The sequence below is a fragment of the Neptuniibacter sp. 1_MG-2023 genome (assembly GCF_030547185.1).
Classification (GTDB): Bacteria; Pseudomonadota; Gammaproteobacteria; order Pseudomonadales; family Balneatricaceae; genus Neptuniibacter.
In genome coordinates this window covers 15,415-34,555 of sequence record NZ_JAUOQR010000006.1, presented here as the reverse complement: position 1 = coordinate 34,555, position 19,141 = coordinate 15,415, and the positions used below count along the sequence as shown (strand labels likewise).

The 19,141-nt window shown below is 41.6% G+C and carries 18 protein-coding genes and 6 tRNA genes; 20 read left to right on the top strand and 4 right to left on the bottom strand.

Annotation, left to right across the window (positions count from 1 at the left end):
* The first annotated feature begins 128 nt into the window (after window positions 1–128).
* The gene (locus tag Q4492_RS08645) at window positions 129–1,037 is read left to right on the top strand and encodes a hypothetical protein (protein ID WP_303416953.1); all 909 of its coding nucleotides are present in this window, start codon (window positions 129–131) and stop codon (window positions 1,035–1,037) included.
* An 84-nt stretch (window positions 1,038–1,121) separates the two neighbouring features.
* Window positions 1,122–2,507 (top strand): cysteine--tRNA ligase, encoded by a 1,386-nt coding sequence (gene cysS, locus Q4492_RS08640; RefSeq protein WP_303416952.1) that lies wholly within the window; start codon window positions 1,122–1,124, stop codon window positions 2,505–2,507.
* 57 nt (window positions 2,508–2,564) lie between these two features.
* Here the strand turns inward: cysS and folD are convergent, their stop codons facing one another.
* Window positions 2,565–3,419 carry a bifunctional methylenetetrahydrofolate dehydrogenase/methenyltetrahydrofolate cyclohydrolase FolD gene (gene folD, locus Q4492_RS08635; RefSeq protein WP_303416951.1) on the bottom strand — a complete coding sequence of 285 codons (855 nt, stop codon included), beginning with the start codon at window positions 3,417–3,419 and terminating at the stop codon, window positions 2,565–2,567.
* Window positions 3,420–3,780: 361 nt separating this feature from the next.
* Between folD and Q4492_RS08630 the strand changes: the two genes are divergently transcribed.
* From Q4492_RS08630 to Q4492_RS08585, 10 genes are all read left to right on the top strand, one after another.
* Window positions 3,781–3,857: transfer RNA gene (locus tag Q4492_RS08630), tRNA-Arg, on the top strand.
* A gap of 23 nt (window positions 3,858–3,880) precedes the next feature.
* Window positions 3,881–3,956, top strand: a tRNA-His gene (locus Q4492_RS08625).
* Window positions 3,957–3,971: 15 nt separating this feature from the next.
* A tRNA-Leu gene (locus Q4492_RS08620) sits at window positions 3,972–4,056 on the top strand.
* Window positions 4,057–4,076: 20 nt separating this feature from the next.
* Window positions 4,077–4,152 (top strand) — tRNA-His (locus tag Q4492_RS08615).
* Between the two features lie 31 nt (window positions 4,153–4,183).
* Window positions 4,184–4,268 (top strand) — tRNA-Leu (locus tag Q4492_RS08610).
* A 67-nt stretch (window positions 4,269–4,335) separates the two neighbouring features.
* Window positions 4,336–4,420, top strand: a tRNA-Leu gene (locus tag Q4492_RS08605).
* Window positions 4,421–4,694: 274 nt separating this feature from the next.
* Entirely contained in the window at window positions 4,695–6,029 is a 1,335-nt protein-coding gene (gene tig / locus Q4492_RS08600; RefSeq protein ID WP_303416950.1) for a trigger factor, read from the top strand.
* Between the two features lie 249 nt (window positions 6,030–6,278).
* Window positions 6,279–6,905 carry an ATP-dependent Clp endopeptidase proteolytic subunit ClpP gene (gene clpP / locus Q4492_RS08595; RefSeq protein WP_303416949.1) on the top strand — a complete coding sequence of 209 codons (627 nt, stop codon included), beginning with the start codon at window positions 6,279–6,281 and terminating at the stop codon, window positions 6,903–6,905.
* A gap of 127 nt (window positions 6,906–7,032) precedes the next feature.
* Window positions 7,033–8,322, top strand: coding sequence for an ATP-dependent protease ATP-binding subunit ClpX (clpX, locus tag Q4492_RS08590; protein ID WP_303416948.1), 1,290 nt, complete (start codon window positions 7,033–7,035; stop codon window positions 8,320–8,322).
* 82 nt (window positions 8,323–8,404) lie between these two features.
* The gene (locus tag Q4492_RS08585; RefSeq protein WP_303416947.1) at window positions 8,405–9,544 is read left to right on the top strand and encodes an Hpt domain-containing protein; all 1,140 of its coding nucleotides are present in this window, start codon (window positions 8,405–8,407) and stop codon (window positions 9,542–9,544) included.
* 89 nt (window positions 9,545–9,633) lie between these two features.
* Here Q4492_RS08585 and Q4492_RS08580 read toward each other — a convergent pair whose 3' ends face one another.
* Window positions 9,634–10,701 carry a 3-deoxy-7-phosphoheptulonate synthase gene (locus tag Q4492_RS08580; RefSeq protein WP_303416946.1) on the bottom strand — a complete coding sequence of 356 codons (1,068 nt, stop codon included), beginning with the start codon at window positions 10,699–10,701 and terminating at the stop codon, window positions 9,634–9,636.
* Between the two features lie 326 nt (window positions 10,702–11,027).
* On the opposite strand from Q4492_RS08580, the gene dsbD reads away from it, so the two are divergent.
* The 7 genes from dsbD (at window position 11,028) to Q4492_RS08545 (ending at window position 17,368) form a co-directional block, all read left to right on the top strand.
* Complete coding sequence (gene dsbD / locus Q4492_RS08575) at window positions 11,028–12,902, top strand: protein-disulfide reductase DsbD (protein ID WP_303416944.1); 1,875 nt, start codon at window positions 11,028–11,030, stop codon at window positions 12,900–12,902.
* A 97-nt stretch (window positions 12,903–12,999) separates the two neighbouring features.
* Window positions 13,000–13,344, top strand: coding sequence for a hypothetical protein (locus tag Q4492_RS08570; RefSeq protein WP_303416943.1), 345 nt, complete (start codon window positions 13,000–13,002; stop codon window positions 13,342–13,344).
* Window positions 13,345–13,968: 624 nt separating this feature from the next.
* Window positions 13,969–15,033, top strand: coding sequence for a hypothetical protein (locus Q4492_RS08565; protein WP_303416941.1), 1,065 nt, complete (start codon window positions 13,969–13,971; stop codon window positions 15,031–15,033).
* A gap of 91 nt (window positions 15,034–15,124) precedes the next feature.
* Window positions 15,125–15,610: a paraquat-inducible protein A gene (locus Q4492_RS08560; protein ID WP_303416939.1), complete on the top strand. Its 486-nt coding sequence runs from the start codon at window positions 15,125–15,127 to the stop codon at window positions 15,608–15,610.
* Window positions 15,597–16,214 carry a uracil-DNA glycosylase family protein gene (locus Q4492_RS08555; protein WP_303416937.1) on the top strand — a complete coding sequence of 206 codons (618 nt, stop codon included), beginning with the start codon at window positions 15,597–15,599 and terminating at the stop codon, window positions 16,212–16,214. Before Q4492_RS08560 ends, Q4492_RS08555 begins: the two co-directional genes overlap by 14 nt.
* A 125-nt stretch (window positions 16,215–16,339) precedes the next feature.
* Entirely contained in the window at window positions 16,340–17,134 is a 795-nt protein-coding gene (locus Q4492_RS08550) for an endonuclease (protein ID WP_368389439.1), read from the top strand.
* Between the two features lie 66 nt (window positions 17,135–17,200).
* Entirely contained in the window at window positions 17,201–17,368 is a 168-nt protein-coding gene (locus Q4492_RS08545; protein ID WP_303416935.1) for a YqaE/Pmp3 family membrane protein, read from the top strand.
* Window positions 17,369–17,404: 36 nt separating this feature from the next.
* Here Q4492_RS08545 and Q4492_RS08540 read toward each other — a convergent pair whose 3' ends face one another.
* A complete protein-coding gene (locus Q4492_RS08540; protein WP_303416933.1) occupies window positions 17,405–18,064 on the bottom strand; it encodes an rRNA large subunit pseudouridine synthase E in 660 nt (219 codons plus the stop codon).
* 252 nt (window positions 18,065–18,316) lie between these two features.
* Complete coding sequence (gene cspD, locus Q4492_RS08535; RefSeq protein ID WP_067869571.1) at window positions 18,317–18,529, bottom strand: cold shock domain-containing protein CspD; 213 nt, start codon at window positions 18,527–18,529, stop codon at window positions 18,317–18,319.
* Between the two features lie 265 nt (window positions 18,530–18,794).
* Here cspD and clpS point away from each other — a divergent pair, with 265 nt between their 5' ends.
* Window positions 18,795–19,139 (top strand): ATP-dependent Clp protease adapter ClpS, encoded by a 345-nt coding sequence (gene clpS / locus Q4492_RS08530; protein ID WP_303417231.1) that lies wholly within the window; start codon window positions 18,795–18,797, stop codon window positions 19,137–19,139.
* The last annotated feature ends 2 nt before the right edge of the window (window positions 19,140–19,141 follow it).

Here is a 19,141-nt window from a genome sequence, read left to right as displayed (position 1 = left end):
GAGCCCTGTTATTTTTACGTTTGCCGGTAGCGAATCCTTGCAGTTTTTAATACAAACGTCTAGTGCTTATGTCAATCGAATAGATGAAAATAAGTGATGATTAGTTATTCTTGATAGAGCGGTGCTGTATGAGCCTTTTCAGGTACGTTAAACCTTGTGTTGTTTTTTTTGTGGTCATCACGGTGGGCTGTGCTCCTTTGAATACCGCTAATGTTTCTTCGTCAAGTGCAGGCGATATAGTGCGTGCCTCTTGGCCTGTCGAAGTGAGGGAGACTTCAGGAATAGCATTACATAAGGGATTAAATTGGACGGTTAATGACAGTGGCGGTGAGGCGGTTGTGTATGCCATCAATAATGATCATGGCATTGAGAAAAAGATCTATATCCGCGGAGCGAAAAATGTCGATTGGGAGTCATTAGCTCAAGATGATGAATTTTTGTATATCGCCGATTGTGGAAATAATCGCGGCAACCGTTCTGTTGTGCAGATCTATAAAGTCCAGTGGCTCTCGCTAGTAGAGGGGGGTACGGGGGGAAGTGTGGCAGCAGAGAAAATGGATATTCACTACGCGGATTTTCCTGAAGAAAAGCTGAGTAAGGAGCATAACTTCGATTGTGAAGCACTGACAGTCGTTGATGATGAGTTATGGCTTTTTACTAAAGGCTGGGGTAACGAAAAAACTAAACTCTACAGGTTGAATAAAAATAAATTGAATCAATCGGTACTTGCTGAGCAAGAATATAATGTTGATGGCTTAATTACAGGGGCTGATTTTGATCCATTATCTCGACGTTTAGTTTTGCTGGGCTACGATAAAAATTTAATTTTTGGGCAGTCGTTTATCTGGCTTATTCCTGTTGATCGGCTTCCGCTGTGGGAGAATGCTAAGCGTATTAAGCTACACCCTTATGCTCAATGGGAAGCGGTTGTTTGGAATAAAGAGGGGAAAGGAAATGAGTTGCTTTTAACGAGTGAGAGAAGCCCATTATTAGATGAGAGTATAGGGCGCTTAATAATTAAACCGGAGCTGCGCTAAATAGAGAATGATCGCCTCGCAGATGAAAACGAATTCATCTACAATACTGCTCCTTTCAAATCATTGAACAATAAGTTACGAATCATGCTGCAGATATACAATACGTTAAATAAAGAGAAAGCTCCTTTTGTTCCTTTGCAAGAGGGGAAAATAAAAATGTATGTGTGCGGTATCACCGTATATGACTTTTGTCATATAGGTCATGCTCGGGTGATGGTGGCTTTCGATGTGATTACCCGTTATCTACGCTCTCAAGGTTGGGATGTAGATTATGTTCGTAATATTACGGATGTAGATGACAAAATTATTAAGCGTGCGGCAGAGAATGGTGAAACACCAGAGCAACTGACTCAGCGAATGATTGCTGCGATGCATGAGGATGAAGATAAGCTCTCTGTACTTCGTCCAGATCAAGAGCCTCGTGCTACAGCGCATATTGATGACATTATTGCCCTTGTCGCGACACTCATTGAAAAAGGGTTTGCTTACCCTGCCTCCAATGGTGATGTGTACTACCGTGTTGAAAAATTTGAAAATTACGGAAAACTAACTAACAAGAATGTTGATGAGTTACGTTCCGGCGCGCGAGTAGAGGTTGAAACCGCTAAAGAGAGTCCGCTTGATTTTGTGTTATGGAAAGCGGCAAAAGAGGGTGAGGTGAGCTGGCCTTCTCCTTGGGGAAATGGTCGCCCAGGTTGGCATATAGAATGTTCCGCGATGTCAAAGTGCTGTTTAGGCGATACCTTCGATATTCATGGCGGTGGACCAGACCTTCCGTTTCCTCATCATGAAAACGAGATTGCTCAATCTGAAGCAGCCAATGGTTGTACTTATGTGAACACATGGATGCATGCAGGGCCTGTGCGCGTTAACTCAGAAAAGATGTCTAAGTCATTAGGTAACTTTTTTACGATTCGTGATGTATTAGAAAAATACAATGCTGAGGTTGTACGCTTCTTCCTAGCACGGGTCCATTACCGTACTTATATTGATTACAGCGAAGATAGCTTAAAAGAAGCACGAGTGATGCTTGAACGCTTCTATCAAGCACTAAGAGGTGTTGAGCCTACAGATGAGGTTATTGAAAATGATTTTGATGCCCGTTTTATTGAGGCGATGGATGATGACTTTAATACACCTAAAGCTATGTCGGTGCTTTTTGAATTAGTGAACGAGCTAAACAAAGCCTCCCGTGAGGGTGCTCCCGAAGCCGGTATGTTGGCTGCGCAGTTGAAGCGCCTAGGAGGTATTCTTGGTTTGCTTCAGCAAGATCCAGCTGGATTCTTGAAGGGTGAAGATAAAGAGGGTGAGTTGGGTAGCGATGAGATCGACGAGCTTATTCAGCAGCGGGCAGCAGCTAAGACAGCGAAGGACTTTGCTGAATCCGATCGAATCCGTGATGAGTTGGCTGCTCAAGGCGTGATTCTTAAAGATACTCGGGAAGGAACTACATGGTTTCGTGAAGCTTAGGCTTTCTTATGCAACAAAAAAGGCAGCTAAAGGCTGCCTTTTTTTGTGTTTAGACGCTTAACTATCTTGTTTGTTAGCTGCTTCTAAAGTGTTTTCCATTAGTGTTGCTACGGTCATAGGGCCTACACCGCCTGGTACGGGTGTTATAAAGCCTGCACGTTTTTCCGCTTCTTCAAAGCCAACGTCACCCACTAAACGGCCATCATCTAAACGATTGATACCTACATCGATAACGGTAGCCCCCTCTTTGATCCATTCGCCTTTTACTAGGTTCGGGATGCCAACGCCGACAATGACTAAATCAGCGCGGCGAACATGAGCTTCAAGATCGCGTGTAAAGCGATGTGTCGTGGTAACAGTGCAGCCCGCTAAAAGCAGCTCCAGTCCCATTGGACGACCCACAATGTTGGATGCCCCTACGACCACCGCTTCCATACCGTGCAGGTCTTGATGAGTGGACTCCAGCAAGGTCATGACACCTTTAGGTGTGCATGGGCGTAAAACCGGCATACGTTGTGCTAAGCGTCCTAAGTTAAAGGCATGGAAACCATCCACATCTTTTTCAGGGCGAATACGTTCAAGGATTTCGTTTGAGTCTAGATGCTCGGGTAAGGGGAGTTGAACCAAGATACCGTTGCATCCGGGATCTTCATTCAGCTCATCGACTAATTCAAGTAGCGCTTGCTGTGTCGTTTCAACAGGAAGGTCGTATGAACGAGATTCAAAACCGACCTCTTTACAGGCGTTTTTTTTATGTCGTACGTAAACTTGTGATGCAGGGTCCATACCTACAAGGATTACGGCTAAACAGGGCGCTTTTTTGCCCTTGTCTAAACGTTGTTGGACGCCGGCTGCTACTCGTTGACGTACTTCGGCGGCAATTTTCTTGCCATCAATAATCTGTGCGCTCATTAAAGGGAGGTTCCTTTAGAAAAAATATAACTGAGATAATTCTCTCATGGTTAGGATTTAGCTCCAAGCGCCTTTTGCTAATTAGATGGAGGAAAGTAAGGCTGTAAAAACCACATTTCTTCCTTATGAAATAAGCAGTTGATGAGTTCTTGTGAGAGGAGGGTGCTTTTTTGTATGGAAAATAACCTAATCTGCACATAAGTTGAGCAATCTAACTCATTTATTTTCTTGGATAAAAAAAGGGTTGACGCTGAAATTAGAGCTGTATATTATTCGCACCTCCTTAAGACGAGGTACTTAAAAACAGCTAACAAATACTGTTTTGAAAGTGCTAAATTATTAAGGACTGACGATGAGTCGGGCGCCTATAGCTCAACTGGATAGAGCAACGCCCTTCTAAGGCGTAGGTTCCAGGTTCGAGTCCTGGTGGGCGTACCATTGTCAGTATAGAGAATATTATGGTGGGCATAGCTCAGTTGGTAGAGCTCCGGATTGTGATTCCGGCGGTCGTGGGTTCGAGCCCCATTGTCCACCCCATTCTCTAAAAGGTAAGCGGACGTGGTGGAATTGGTAGACACGCCAGATTTAGGTTCTGGTGCCGCAAGGTGTGAGAGTTCGAGTCTCTCCGTCCGCACCATTTGTAAGATGTTCTCTGTGGTGGGCATAGCTCAGTTGGTAGAGCTCCGGATTGTGATTCCGGCGGTCGTGGGTTCGAGCCCCATTGTCCACCCCATTACAGTAAAGAATTATTAAGTACCGTATATGCGGACGTGGTGGAATTGGTAGACACGCCAGATTTAGGTTCTGGTGCAGCAATGTGTGAGAGTTCGAGTCTCTCCGTCCGCACCATTTACGATACTTTAATAAGCAGTTAGTTTTAGAAAAAATATCACTGTATAATCAGTGAACACAGTGCGCGGACGTGGTGGAATTGGTAGACACGCCAGATTTAGGTTCTGGTGCCGCAAGGTGTGAGAGTTCGAGTCTCTCCGTCCGCACCATTTTTTCTTAACCTCTCAATACTCCTTTCTTCTCTATATACCAGCGCTCTAAACAATAAAATCATCTTCTGTTTTGAGTCTAGTTAAATTGTTTTTTACTTTCTTTAAATTATTTTGCTCTCAAACTTGACTAATTCGCCTAGTTGCCGGAAAATTTCGCGCTTTGATTTCTCTCGGCCTTGCCGAGTACTGTGCAGATTAAGCGACGTTATGAATGATTCGTCGGTCTGTTGAAGATTATTGATACAAGCATTTTTTATTTGTGAGGCATTACATGCAAGTTTCCGTTGAAACGACTTCTGGCCTAGAGCGTCTGATGACGATTTCCGTCCCAGCAGAGCGCATCGATCAGGATGTTACTAAACGCATCCAACAGACAGCACGTACAGTAAAAATCGATGGTTTCCGCCCAGGCAAAGTACCTGTCAAAGTTGTTAAGCAGCGTTATGGTAAAGGTATTCGTGAAGAGGTTTTAGGTCAGGTAGTTCAGGAAAGCTTCTACCAGGCACTTCAACAGGAAGAGATTAACCCAGCTGGCACTCCATCAATTGATTTTACAAAAGATGTTGAAGGTGAAAACCTAGAGTACACAGCTAAATTTGAAGTTTACCCATCTATTGAACTAGCGGATTTCTCTTCAGTTGAAATTGAAAAGAAAAGCGCTGACGTAAAAGATGCTGATCTAGATCAGATGATCGAAACTTTACGCAAGCAGCAAGCTGATTGGGCTGAAGTTGAGCGTGAAGCAGCGATGGATGATCGTCTGCGTATCGACTTTGAAGGTTTCATTGATGGTGAAGCGTTTGATGGTGGTAAAGGCGAAGGCATGGACCTAGTACTAGGTTCTAACACAATGATTCCTGGTTTCGAAGCAGGTTTGGTTGGTGCTAAAGCGGGCGACGAAGTTGAAGTTAAGGTCACTTTCCCTGAGTCTTACCAAGCAGAAAATCTGCAAGGTAAAGATGCAGTCTTTAAAGTTAAAGTTGCAAGCGTATCCGAACAGGTACTTGCTGAACTTAACGAAGAGTTTTTTGCTAAATTTGGTTTAGAAGATAAAACTGAAGAAGCGTTCCGTGCTGAAGTTGGTAAAAACATGGCGCGTGAACTTAAGCAAGCGCTTAAGATGAAGTTGAAAGATCAAGTTTTCAGCAAATTACTAGAGATCAACGCAATCGACGTACCGTCTGCGTTAGTTGATGGCGAAATTGACAATCTACGTCGTCAGGCTGTTATGCAGTTTGCAGGCCCAGATTCAGATATGGATCCAAATGCTCTGCCTAAAGAGATGTTCACAGATCAAGCGGATCGCCGCGTTAAAATTGGTTTGTTGATGCAGGAAGTCATTAAAGTTAATGAACTTGAAGCTGATGAAGCACGTGTTCGTGAAACACTTGAAGAGATGGCTGAAACATATCAGGATCCTCAGCAAGTTATTGACTGGTACATGGGCAATGAAGAGATGCTAGGCCAGATTAAAGGGCTAGTTCTTGAAGAGCAGGTTGTTGATAAACTGCTTGCAACAGCTAAAGTGTCTGAAGTATCTGTAAGCTATGAAGATGCTATCAAACCGGAACAGCCTGCTGCTGCAGAAGCTGAAGAGACTGAATAATCTCTATTTAAGCTAGATTGATTTTAAAACGACAGTTCGTTTGTGCGGCTGTCGTTTTTTTATTTACGCTGAACAAATTCCTCTAAGTGCTTTGATTTTTCGGTTTTATTTATTCGTTTGGTTTGTTATCTGTTACCACATATAGGTAAAAGTAATTAATTTCATTTATATGATCGGTTTCTTAGGCCGAATTAACGTAGTATTATCGAGTGCTTGGTTTTAAAAATGTTTCCGTTTAAGGAGTGATAGATGACGGATTTTGGAAAGGGTGGTGCTGATATCCTAAGCAGTCTTGTTCCTATGGTTGTTGAACAATCTGCACGTGGTGAACGAGCCTATGATATCTATTCCCGTCTCTTAAAAGAGCGTGTGATCTTTTTGGTCGGTCCTGTAGAAGATCATATGGCAAATCTAGTAGTAGCTCAGTTGCTATTTCTAGAAGCGGAAAACCCAGATAAAGATATCCATCTGTATATTAATTCACCGGGCGGTTCCGTTACTGCAGGCATGTCTATTTACGACACTATGCAGTTCATCAAACCGGATGTAAGTACGATGTGTATGGGGCAGGCAGCAAGTATGGGAGCCTTCCTATTGACCGGTGGTGCTAAAGGCAAGCGTTTTGCTTTGCCAAACTCGCGTGTGATGATTCATCAGCCTTTAGGTGGTTATCAAGGGCAAGCGACAGATATTGAGATTCATACAAAAGAGATTCTGAGTATTCGTAATAAGTTAAATACTTTATTAGCTGAACATTCAGGGCAGGATCTTGAAACCATTGCTCGAGATACTGACCGAGATAACTTTATGGATCCATACGCTGCTAAAGAATATGGTTTGATTGATGACGTGTTAGATCGTCGAAATACGGACTGATAAATAGGTATTAAGATTTTTATTATATTCTAGTCAGTAGCGAGATGCTTTTAAGGTCAAAATTGAAAGTGTCTGCTTCTTGACTATAGTGAATATAAGTCCGAACTAGAATAAACGAGGAAGTCGAATGACCGACGAAATCAAAGGTAAAGACGGTGATGATGACGGCAAGTTATTGTACTGTTCATTTTGTGGTAAAAGCCAAGATGAAGTACGTAAGCTGATTGCTGGGCCTTCTGTTTTTATCTGTGACGAATGTGTAGATTTATGTAATGACATTATTCGTGAAGAAATTCAGGATGCGGAGCCGCAAGAGGAAAGTGATCATCTTCCTACGCCTGCTGAGCTGAGCGCGGCGTTGGATGAGTATGTTATTGGCCAAGATCGCGCTAAAAAAGTATTAGCGGTAGCGGTTTATAATCACTATAAACGCCTGCGTTTCCAAAAGAGCAGCAAATCAGACGTTGAGCTGAGTAAAAGTAATATACTTCTTATTGGTCCTACTGGGAGTGGTAAAACGCTGCTGGCTCAAACATTAGCACGTCTTTTGAATGTGCCTTTCACTATGGCTGATGCAACAACCTTGACTGAAGCTGGCTATGTAGGTGAGGATGTTGAGAATATTATCCAAAAACTACTGCAGAAATGTGAATATGATGTTGAGAAAGCTCAGTTAGGCATCGTATATATTGATGAGATTGATAAGATTTCACGTAAATCTGATAACCCATCAATTACACGTGATGTATCAGGTGAAGGTGTTCAGCAAGCCCTATTGAAGCTGATTGAAGGGACTGTTGCTTCTGTTCCTCCTCAAGGTGGACGTAAACACCCACAGCAAGAATTTTTGCAGGTTGATACCTCAAATATTCTATTTATCTGTGGTGGTGCATTCGCGGGCCTTGAAAACATTATCCGTGATCGTTCCGAGAAAGGCTCTATTGGCTTTAATGCTATTGTTAAAGGCAAGGATGAAGAGAAAACGGTTTCTGATAGCTTGCTTGAACTTGAAGCTGAAGACTTAGTTAAATACGGTTTGATCCCTGAGTTTGTTGGTCGTCTACCGATGATCGCTACCTTGGCTGAGCTTGATGAGTCAGCGCTGATTCAAATTTTGACTGAGCCGAAAAACAGTCTGACTAAGCAGTATGCTGCCTTGTTTGATATGGAAGGTGCGGAAGTTGATTTCCGTGAATCTGCACTTGATGCGATTGCTAAGAAAGCTTTAGAGCGTAAAACCGGTGCACGAGGCTTGCGATCTATTATGGAAGCAACCTTGCTTGATATTATGTATCAGCTGCCTTCTATGGAAAATGTAAGCAAAGTTGTAATCGATGAGGGTGTTATTGAAGGCGATAACGATCCTATCTTGATTTATGAAAACACAGATCAAGCTAAGGCGATGCCTGACGATTAATTTTGTTTTTATATTTCTTTTAAAAGGATAGCTTTGCTATCCTTTTTTTATGTCTTTTTTTCGATAACTAGTTTGGTATCTAATGATTACGACAGATATTGATGGATTTAATAGTCTGGACTTAGAGCTTAAGCGAGAGTTCTACACAAGTTTTAGAGAAGCAATGGAAGAGCTTGAGCGCTGCTTTAGTCGTTTAGATACTAAATATGATCAAGAGACCATTAATGAGATGTTTCGTGCCGTTCATTCGGTTAAAGGAAACTCACATATGGTTTTTTTGGATTCTGTTGCAGAGGTTTGTCATAAATTAGAAGATATAGCCGATCAAATTAGGCAGGGTGATTATTTGTATACACCGGCACAAGGTGAATTTATGACCTTTGTGTTTGCGCGTCTCGAACAGTTAATTGCTGAGGCGATCTCGCTAGGTTCTATTCCTGATATTCATGTGGAAATTCTCCTGAAAGGGGTGTCCCATGTTTATGATGCTTCTCTCTCTACACGTGATTCTGTTATTCAGACAACCTTGGAAAGCTTCTCTGGGATTTTAACGAACAGTGAAGACGAAAGTGAGCAGGTACTCAAGCGTTTAGCACAGCAAGGGAATCGCGCTGTGCAGACGTCGGTTCCTGAGGTTAACCAAAGCTTTGATGGTTTAGCGTTTATGGCATCGGTTGCTCAGCGGGTGAGTAGTCAATCTATACAACAGCCGGGGGATCAAGAGAAATTATTAAGTTTGTGCCTTTGGCTGAATGATAGATTGGGCTCAGTGGTTGATGAGGATCAGTTAAGAGCAGCCTTTTATTTTCAAACATTAGGTGCGCGTTTTGTCTCTTCTCCAGTATTTGATATAGCTTTACGGTCTGCCAGTTGGGAAAAGAATAAGGCATTGGAACAGTTGGAATTATCAGCTGGTTTTTTAAAGTTATCGAACCAGTGGGATGAGGCTGCAGAGATCGTTTTACAGAGTTACGAACGTTATGATGGGCTAGGTCCTTTAGGGTTGAAAGGGGACGAAATTAATCAAGGCAGCATGATCATAGCGTTGATACGTTACTATCAGCAGTGTTATTTCAAGCTGAAAAAAGATCACAAAGTAAAAATTGCTGTGTCTAAATCCTTAAGCCGGATTAACAGTGAAGAGAGTTACCGATTCTCACCTGAGATTGTTCTATTATTTAATCAAATGGTGCATAGCGATGTGTTGGGCGTAAGTCTATAGAATCAGCCTCAGATTTGGGGGGGCTAACAGCAAGACATAAAAAATGCGCATCAGTAAACTGTATGCGCATTTTTTTTGCAGTGTGCCGCTTATCGGTTAGGTAAAACCTTAGTTAGCTTTTCATGCATACCTAATAAGCATTTTTCTGTGCTATCCCAATCAATACAGCCATCAGTAACAGATACGCCGTAAACAAGATCGTCTAGGTTTTCGGGAATCGCCTGATTGCCCCAGCCGATATTACTTTCAATCATCAAGCCAACAATAGATTTGTTACCTTCAAGAATCTGGTTTGCAGCGTTTTCAGCGACAAGAGGCTGAAGAGCTGGATCTTTGCTTGAGTTTTCGTGGCTACAGTCGATCATAATATTGTTAGCAAGACCTGCTTTCTCAAGTGCTTGTTCACAAATAGAAACATTGACTGAATCATAGTTAGGTTTGCCACCGCCACCACGCAGTACAACATGACCATACTGATTGCCTTTAGTATGGACAATTGATACTTGGCCTTCAGAGTTAATACCTAAGAAGCGGTGAGGAGCGCTCACTGATTTAAGAGCATTAGTTGCTACGCTTAAGCCACCGTCTGTGCCATTTTTGAAGCCTACCGCACAAGATAGGCCAGACGACATCTCACGGTGTGTCTGAGACTCAGTTGTACGAGCACCAATAGCAGACCAGGCGATAAGGTCTTGTATGTATTGTGGTGAAATAGGATCTAGGGCCTCAGTGGCTAAAGGCAGCCCCATTTCAGAAAGGTCGATAAGCAACTTGCGCGCAATATGTAGCCCTTCTTCGATCTCGAAAGAATCGTTTAGGTGAGGGTCATTAATTAGGCCTTTCCACCCTACGGTTGTACGAGGTTTCTCAAAATAAACGCGCATAACCAAATACAGAGAGTCTTTAACCTGTTCTTGAAGAGCAACTAATTTTTTGCCGTATTCAAGTGCCGCTTCGGTGTCATGTATTGAGCAAGGGCCCACTACGATAAATAGGCGAGGATCTTTACGATCAAGTATGTCACGAATTACAGAGCGGCCCGTTAAAACAGCAGAAGCCGCTTTCTCTGAAATAGGCATCTCTGCTTTTAAAACGTCCGGAGAGATTAGGACGGTATTTGATTGGATATTTAAATCGTCAACGCGTATATCAGTCATTATCACTTTTCCTGCTATAGAGAGCCTAATATCCATAATAAAGTGTCGGAATTGTTGGCTATCTAAACTCTTTGTAAATGTGTCGCCTTTTTTACCATAAACACACTACGGTTATAAGTGTGCATAAGGTCAATTATGCATCTAAATGCATAACAATTGACTATTTAGGGGGAAACAGATGAATGTGTCGTTGCGATTAGCCGTGATACACTGCGCTTCTAATTTTTTACGCTATTTATTTATTCTTTAATGTCGTATTTTTAGAACTGAATTAAATAAAAGCGGTCAACATAGCTATAGAATTTTATCGGAATTGTAGGCATTAGATGGTTACCTCAGTATTTCACTTATTCAAACGCAGCATTTTCAGTCCTCTCCTCTTTGTCTTGTTGCTTTTTTGCACTCAGCAAGCGAACGCTGGATTATTTGATAATAACCCTTTTGCAGAGAAGGGGCCTTTAGAGGTTGAAAAAGCGTTTGTCTTTGGACAGATTCAAGAGGGGAATCAGCTTAGTCTTTATTGGGATATACCTAATGACTATTACCTCTATCGTGATCGAATAGAATTAAAAAGCGGTGCAAATACTAAAATACTTAATCGTTTGAACAGTCCCGCAGAGCAAAAAGATGACCCGCTTTTTGGTCAAGTCTGGGTTTATCACAACAGGGCTGAGGTCACTATTGATTTAGCAAGTGCTAATGATCAAATAGTTGATGATAAACTTATAGTCACTTATCAAGGCTGTTGGGAGGGAGGGATCTGTTACCCTCCAGTGACAAAAGAGATCTCCGTTATAAGTGTTGAGCCTGTTTCTGATAAAACAGAAATGGCAACTGTAGGCGATGCAGAAAATATAGAAACGGATAATACAGCCACGGCTACAGCAACGTCGGAAACGGCTGTAGTGCTAAGTGAGCAAGATCAATTTGCTCAGATGCTTAATCAGGGAAATCTATTTGTTACTTTAGGTGCCTTTTTTATCGCCGGTTTAGCCTTGTCATTTACCCCTTGTGTGTTTCCTATGATCCCAATTCTATCCAGCATTATTGCCGGTCAGGGGAAGCAAGTTACAGCAGCTAAAGGCTTAACACTGTCTATTGTGTATGTATTGGCCGTATCGGTGACATATACTTTGGCGGGTATTTTTGCCGGTTTATTTGGTGAAAACCTTCAAGCATTATTTCAAAACCCATGGATTATAAGTGTCTTCAGTTTTATTTTTGTTCTGTTGTCTTTATCTATGTTTGGTTTTTATGAATTACAGCTACCTAATGGCATACAGAGTAAGTTAAGCCAAGCAAGTAATAGCCAAGAGGGTGGGACGATTGCAGGTGTCGCCATTATGGGCTTGTTGTCAGCGCTGATTGTTGGTCCTTGTATGGCAGCGCCTTTGGCGGGTGCTTTGATCTATATTGGACAGACGGGTGATCCCGTATTAGGTGGGAGCGCACTGTTTAGTATGAGTCTTGGGATGGGTGTACCTTTGATTCTCGTGGGTACTTCGGCGGGTAAGTTATTGCCCCATGCCGGACTTTGGATGGATAAGGTCAAGGCTGTATTCGGTGTTTTACTCTTATTGCTCGCTATTTGGATGCTGGATCGTATTGTGCCAACCGTTGTGACTATGTGGTTAACGGCTTTGGTTTTAATTGTATCCGCGGTTTATATGGGCGTGTTGTCCCATGCTAAAAAGGAGACCGCTAGGCTGCAACTGGCTAAAGGTTTAGGCATTGTTATTTTGCTTTACGCTATAGCGTTGATGGCTGGCGCATTAGCCGGTGGCAATAGCTTGATCTATCCTCTTAAGGCTTTTGCCGGATCGAATGCACAAACAACTAACAAACTAGCATTTATTAAAGTTTACACCCCTGAGCAGTTAGTTCTTGAGCTAGAGGATGCTAAAAAGAAACAGCAGCCCGTTATGTTAGATTTTTATGCTGATTGGTGTGTCGCTTGTGTTGAATTGGACGTGGTTACTTTTTCAGATCTATCTGTTCAGCAGGCTTTAACATCATTTAAGGTGATTAAGGTTGATGTCACTAAGAATGACCAGCCCGCAAAAGCATTAAGCAAAGCCTACAATATTATAGGCCCTCCTGCTTTAGTGTTTTATGATCGATCAGGAGAGATTGTCCAGAATAAGACTTTAATAGGGGTTGTCGAACCTAAGGAGTTTATAGATCATATCAGGGAGATCTAATTTAGTTCTCTCTTTCCTCTATGGACGGCGCTTTTGCTAAAGGGGGAGGGTATAGTTTACTCAAAACAATAATTACAAATGTGTAAAGGAGGTTTATATGTCGAACGAGTCGAAAAGAATACTCCCTACCTTGCTTGCAACTGTCGTTCTAGCTCTCTCTCCTAGTCTAGTGAGCGCTGGTGATGCCGCTAATGGTGAAGTGCTTTACCATGAGGTCGAAATCGAGAAAACAATCCATGGTGAGGCTCATACCGATGCTAATTGTGAAACCTGCCATGATTCGTCGCTCTATATGAGTGAGCAACGTAAAGTGACAACATTTGCAAAATTAGAAGCATTTGTTGAAGGCTGCAATACAAACTTAGATGTCGGCTGGTTTCCTGAAGATGTTGCGGACGTCGCGAGCTATCTAAATAAAGAATATTATAAGTTTGAAGAATAATTTCTTTATAGAAAACTTATAGATCTTTTTACCAAGCCGCTTTTAGCGGCTTTGTGTTTTTTATTCCTTCTGTTCTTATCCCCACTTTAAATAACCTTAGTAAAGATCATTGATACCTAGCGCCTTTAAAAACGGCCCACTTTTTGCTGTATCTCATATTACTTATTTTTAATGATTCTCGTACCTGCTTTTTGAAATAAACAAAATGAACAGCCTTAGTGCGCTTTAACGTGTTTCTTTCCGGTTGGGCTATTGTTTTACAAAGCGAGCGTTTGCGAGGGCTGTAGCTGTATGAGGTGTGCCTATTGTTGTGTTTTTACTGATCGTTTAGGTTGTTGACCTAATAATCACTTATGGAAATTTGCGCTTAGTTATTGGGCTAAGGGCTGTCATTTTTTGCCGTAAGCCGCTCGGCGGTTCTATCTGCATTAGGCAATTATTTTCCGCTAAGTCAGTATCAAAAAATTGAATTTTTGCTGATGCAAGAATAGGTTTTTTGCGCCTCAAATAAAGGTATTTAGTCACTATCAATGATTAGTGTCTGAGGTTTTTTACGTCAAATAAAGGAGGAATGAACTATAGACAGGTTTTACTGGTTTTCTATTCAACCTTGTGGAGAGAATAATGATTATTCAGACGAGTACAGTGCACATGAGTGCAGAGCATGAGAAGACAGAATCTATTGAATTAACAAAAACAATGGATTTCGATGCGCTATCTGCGGGCTTTTTCAGAGAATTTGAAAGCGCTCAATCGTTGATTGGTGAGGAGAGTGAAGCACAAAATAACTCAATACTTGTATTGACTGAACAAGGTATGCAGTTCAGAACAGCGAGTGATAAGAATGAAGTAGAACAGCGGCATGAACTCATACGCTCTAAGTTATTTGATAGCCTGATAAAAGCGATTAATCCAAAATATGGGGATGCAGATATAAGCAATAATATAGAGCTGCCTGCGACATCGTCTTATAGCGAAGATGTGGGGAGTACAGATACCGCTATTCCTCAGCAGATGCAGCCTGTACGTTTGCAGATGTCCTTCAAGGTTTCAGAAACTATAGAGGAGTACGAATGCTCCAGTTTCTCCAGTTGTGGGAAAGTAACAACGGCTGATGGGAAAGAGATAGAATTTGATTTAAGCCTAGAGATGGAGCGAAGCTACTCTGTTAGCCGAGAATTTGAGGTGACAAAAAGCGTCGAATTTACTGACCCGCTTATTGTTAATTTTGAGGGCAACTATGCGGACTTATCGGACGAAAAGTTTGAGTTTGATTTAGACGCAGATGGGGATATGGAGTTAATCAGTTATCTATCAGGTAGTGGTGGTATGTTAGCCATCGATAATAATGAAGACGGTATTATTAATGATGGTACTGAGTTATTTGGTGCGTTAAGTGGTAATGGCTTTGCTGATTTAGCGCAATATGATGAAGACGGGAACAACTATATAGATGAAGCCGACTCTATTTATGATGATTTAATGCTTTGGACAAAAACTGAGGAGGTTGATTCCTTAGTATCCATTGCCGATCATGGTATTGGTGCGATTTATCTAGGTTCAAGTGAAACGCCGTTTGATATCAAAGGAAAGGATAATCAACAAAATGGGCGAGTGACCTCCAGTGGTTTTTATATTAATGAAACAGGCGAGGTCGGCACCATTCAACAGATCGACATGGCTGTCTAGGTAGATAATATAGATCAATCATAAGGGGGATGAGTCCCTTATGATTGATTAAGGTATAATGCCGTTTTGTTTAGGCTCTGTGATCACTTTTATGCAACTCACTTCGCAGCGTGAAGTAAACCTATTACGCTTCTTGCTCTTGTTAACAGTCGTACTTCTATTAACGGGGCTTTTTTCCCCCATGCTGACCATGAGTCAGTTTTATTTCTTTGAAAGCTCTTTTTCTGTCGTTGGCGGCTTGGTGAGTTTATTTGAAGAGGGTCAGTATTTTATTGCTATCGTTATTTTAATTTTTAGTGTGCTAGCACCTATAGCAAAAGTACTATTCCTTTTTCATATACTTAAGGCGGGCGTAGAGTGTTCGGTTAAGCAGAAACACTATCTTTCATTGATACATGATTATGGACGTTGGGCGATGCTTGATGTTTTTGTCGTGGCTGTTTTGATTATGACGGTCAAGCTCGGAGCTATTGTATCGATTGAAATTCATTGGGGGTTGTACGTATTTGCCAGCGCGGTCATTTTGATTATGTATCTAACCCATAAAGTGGTTAAATTATTTCATGTCGATCTCTGAAGCTTTCTATCTGAATTTAGCGAAAAGAAAGAATACCCTCAAAGTTTATAACCCTTATCGTGATCGTTATAAACTCGAAAATCTAAAACACTACTTTGAAGCGATGTTTGCATTGCCAGGGCCGCGGGTCATGCTAGTGGGAGAAGCACCGGGCTATAAAGGCTGTCGCTTAACCGGGATCCCTTTTTCGAGCGGTAAGCTCTTCGATGAAGTAGAGCATCCCTTTTTACAAAATTTAAGTTCACAGTTAACTTTAGATCAGGATTGCCTCGTTGCTGAAAATACAGCATCAGTGGTATGGCGCTATCTAATTGATAAGCCGATAGTGCCTCTTTTTTGGAACTCATTTCCATTTCATCCGCATCCCCCACGTATTCAGAAAAAGAATAGGCCACCTTCAGTCGCAGAGATTGAAGAGGGCGCTTTCTACTTGAATGAGCTGGTTGAGGCTTTTCAGCCTGATATAGTGGCTGGATTAGGGAGGGCGGGAACATCTTGTGCTCAGACGGTCTTACCGGAAAGGGATATCTGTTATATCCGCCATCCATCTTACGGTGGGAAACGAGATTTTGTGACAGGGATGAATCAGATTTTGAATATATAATCAGATCTAAGTGTTCAGTTTAGGTTTATATTTAACTTATTAAAATATAATGAAGTTTTAGCAGGATGCAGTAAAGGCTAGCAAGCTTTATTCCGGCATTGGATGCCAAATGATTTGGAAATCTGATGTCTCAATATTCACAATGTTATTTCTTAAGGCTGGCCCGTTATTGTTTCATTTGTCTTTGTATTATTCCCACAGTCGCTATGGCTGGGCATCCCAGTTCATTTTCGAAATCAAAAACCATTTTAAAACAGATATATAGCGACCATAAATTAACCTTTTATTGTGGATGTACTTACCACTCTCAAGGGAAAAAACTTGTCCCTGATCATGAGAGTTGTGGTTATAGCCCACGTAAAAGTGCCTCAAGGGCTCAACGTATAGAGTGGGAACATATTATGCCCGCATGGGCGTTTGGGCATCAGCTTGAGTGCTGGCAGGATAGTGGCAGAAAAGGCTGTAAACAAAATAAACAGTTTAAGAGGATGGAATCTGATCTACATAACCTTGTACCCGCAATTGGGGAGGTGAATGGAGACCGTTCAAATTTCAGCTTTGCTCCTTTAAAAGGAGAGCCTAGGTTATATGGGCGTTGTGATATGGAAGTGGATTTTAAAGCTCGTAAAGTTGAACCCTCAGATTCCATACGGGGTGATATAGCTAGAACCTATTTCTACATGCGTGATCAATACCAAATAAAACTAAGCAGAAAGCAGGTTCAGCTTTTCACCGCATGGGATAAGCTGGATCCCGTTGATGAATGGGAGCTGGCACGTAATAACTTAATTAAAAAGATCCAAGGTAATGGCAACCCTTATGTTGAAGGTGCCACGCCTTCGCAGACAACCATGTTGGCCTTAGATACAAAGAGTAAAACACTATTTAGTATTGTGAAAAGTTTATTAAATTTAAATTAACAGGAAGGTTATGAAGGGCGGAAGCCTATTCTTTTAACTGAACAGGTCTATTAAGAGGAATGCACTATGAATATTCTCAATCTAATTCTAGCTATATTGTTACCGCCTTTAGGGGCTTTTCTACAAGTCGGTGCGACTAAGCATCTCGTTATTAATATTGTGCTGTGTTTATGTGGTTGGCTTCCTGGTGTTATTCATGGGGTCTGGCTGGTGGCTACCAACCAGAAAGGCTAAGTGTTATCTAGCTGAGTAAGATGGAAAAGGCTTCGTTTATCGCGAAGCCTTATTTTTTTGTGCAGATCTATTCGACGAGCGTTTTTGATAAGGTTTTTTCTCTGCTCGTTTGTATCGGGTGTTGGATTTACTGGTACTACTCTCAATATTTAGCTGAGTTTCTGCTTCTATAAATTCCCCTGGCTGTAACTGTGCCAAGGTATGCTGGCCAATGGCGTAACGGATTAAGCGTAACGTGGGGAAGCCTACCGCGGCGGTCATTCTTCTAACTTGGCGGTTTTTACCCTCCGTTATTTTTAGCTCTACCCAGCTTGTAGGAATGTTTTTCCGTTCCCTAATCGGGGGTACTCGATCCCAGAGGTTATTAGGTTCTGAAATCTTTTTTGCGGTGGCGGGACGAGTAATACCATCTTTTAGCTCGACTCCGTTGCTGAGTTGTTTCAGAGCTTCTTCAGTAATATCGCCTTCAACTTGAGCCCAATAGGTTTTTTCTAATTTAAATTTAGGGTTAGCAAGCTGATGTTGTAGTGCACCATTATCGGTAAGAATTAGTAGCCCTTCAGAGTCATAATCTAACCGTCCTGCAGCATAAAAACCGGGTTTATCTATATAAGCTGCTAGGGTTTCTTTACCCTCACCATTAGTGAACTGGGTAAGTACTTGAAATGGTTTGTTAAATAATAAGATTTTAGGCATTACGTCATTCTATAAATTGGGTCGTTAAGTGTCTTTATACTAAAAGAGCCTTTAGGTAGGGGGTATTCTACAGAACTGGAAAGGTGGGAGGGAGTTTATTCTGAGTTGTATATCTAAAGTTTACAGGCAGAGAAGGGTGTCGTTGTTTACCGCTTGTGGCTGGGGGGTATATTGATTGGAAAGTAAGAAAGACAAAAAAACCAGCACTAGGCTGGTTTTTTTATTCAACAAAAGGTAGAAAATTTTTGCTATCTATTGAGTTTCAAGCGGTTTAATTTGAACGGCATGCGTTCCTTTAGGACCTGGTTGTGTATCAAACTCTACTTTCTGTCCGGCTTTGAGGCTTTTATATCCATCTACTTCAATAGCAGAATAATGGGCAAAGAGATCCTCATTGTGTTCGTCGGATAAAATAAATCCGTACCCCTTCGAATTATTGAACCACTTTACTTTCCCTGTCTGCATAACTAACTCCCGTATCCAATGCTACATTTGGATTGTTAACCTGAACGTACGACTTTATAACTGCTAAAATAACTATCAAGGCTATAATAGTAGCTAAAGAGTGTTTCCTAATGCTTGCAGGTACAACGAGGATATGACCTAATCCTGCTATAGTGAAGTATAGCACCCCCCAGAGAATGTGTGACAGGTGTACGATCACTGTTCAGTAGTTAATTATAGTGGAAAATTAGAAGATATATAAATGTGTATAAAAAATAAACAAAACATGCCACGAATGTCTAATGAAGAACATGGCCCAGATCACGAGCATAGGGATGATTCAGGCCTAGCAACGCAAGAAGCTAAGCCGGAAGTTAAAAAACCATCGATGTATCGAGTCGTGTTAATGAATGATGACTATACGCCGATGGATTTTGTCGTAGCTGTTTTAATAATGTTTTTTAATATGGACCAAGAAAAAGCTACACAAGTGATGTTATCGGTGCATACTCAAGGTAAAGGTGTATGTGGCATCTTTACAAAAGACATAGCAGACACAAAAGCAGCTATAGTTAATCAGTATGCAAGAGACAATAGTCATCCACTACTTTGTGAAGTCGAGAAAGTCTGAAG